Source organism: Mesorhizobium sp. P2_B5 (assembly GCF_056404775.1).
Genome location: NZ_JBFUDJ010000035.1, coordinates 1 through 550 on the forward strand (window position 1 = coordinate 1; position 550 = coordinate 550).

The following is a 550-nucleotide window of genomic DNA, read 5'->3' on the forward strand; positions in this document are numbered from 1 at the left end:
GGGCTGTATCAGCTTGCCGCTTTGAAGTGGGGGATCAGCAGCGCCAACAAACGGTCAACAACACCGGGCGGCAAATCGTGTCCCATGCCTTCAATGCTTTCAAAACGGGCACCGGCAATGCGCCTGGCCGTGTCCTGCCCGCCGGCCATGGGCACCAGCCGGTCTGCCTGGCCGTGCACCACCAGCGTGGGCGCCGTCACCCTGGCAAGTGCGGAGGCGCGGGCACTGTCAGCGGCAACGGCCACCATCTGACGCAGAACGCCCTGCGGATGAAAGCTGCGCTGCGCCGCGGCAGTGACTTTTTCGCGTATCTCGGCATCGTCCATGGGAAAGCCCGGGCTGCCGATGGCCTTGAGCAGCTTCACCGTGTGGTCGACGGCGGCCTGCACACCTCTGCCAGCAGGCCGGCTGAGCAGAACACGGGCCACCGCCGGACTGGCTTCCGGCAGGCCGCGCGCGCCGCTGGAGCTCATGATGCTGGTCAGGCTGAGCAGGCGCGAGGGAGCCAACACCGCAACGCGCTGCGCGATCATGCCGCCCATGCTCACAC

Annotated in this window: 1 protein-coding gene; it reads right to left on the bottom strand. The window is 67.3% G+C overall.

Features of this window, described 5'->3' with window-relative positions:
* Positions 1-8 precede the first annotated feature (8 nt).
* Positions 9-550 (bottom strand): alpha/beta fold hydrolase (locus AC1D1N_RS32345; protein ID WP_477353349.1); only part of this gene is annotated, 542 nt, incomplete at its 5' end.